Source organism: Paenalcaligenes sp. Me52, from assembly GCF_050487965.1.
Taxonomy (GTDB): Bacteria; Pseudomonadota; Gammaproteobacteria; order Burkholderiales; family Burkholderiaceae_B; genus Paenalcaligenes.
Genome location: NZ_JBKQFO010000050.1, coordinates 1 through 584 on the forward strand (window position 1 = coordinate 1; position 584 = coordinate 584).

General features: G+C 37.8%; 1 protein-coding gene. It reads left to right on the forward strand.

Annotated elements, in window-relative coordinates; genetic code table 11:
- Nucleotides 1-122: 122 nt before the first annotated feature.
- Nucleotides 123-584 (forward strand): PfkB family carbohydrate kinase (locus ACLO87_RS16910; protein ID WP_430224360.1); only part of this gene is annotated, 462 nt, incomplete at its 3' end.

Sequence of the window (584 nt, forward strand, 5' to 3'; positions counted from 1 at the left end):
TCTAAAAACAGGCATAAAGTGAACACATGTTTGATTTTGAATATATGTTCAACTCTATCTGCGTGGTCGAATAGAAATACAGATTTATTATTTTTGTGTTTTTAAATGTCAGGAGATGTGCCATGTGTGATAAGGAATACATCATCACAATTGGCTCTGCCAATATAGATATAGCCGGATATTCGTATGCCTCCTTAAATTATGCTGATTCTAACCCGGGGAAGATTAAATTCACGCCCGGAGGTGTGGGGCGTAATATTGCACATAATCTTGCTCTGCTGGGTAAAAACTCATGGCTGATGTCAGCTGTGGGAGATGATTTCTACGGGCAATCATTATTAGCACAAACGACTCAGTCCGGCGTTAATGTTGATAAATGTCTGATTGTTAATGGAGAAAATACCTCAAGTTATTTATCACTTCTCGATAAAACCGGTGAAATGTTGGTGGCAATAAATGACATGACGATTAGTGAACATATTTCAGCTGAGTTTTTATCACAGCATATTGATTTTATTCAGGGAGCGAAGGTTATTGTTGCAGACTGTAATATCAGTGAGTCAACACTTGTCTGGCTACTGAAT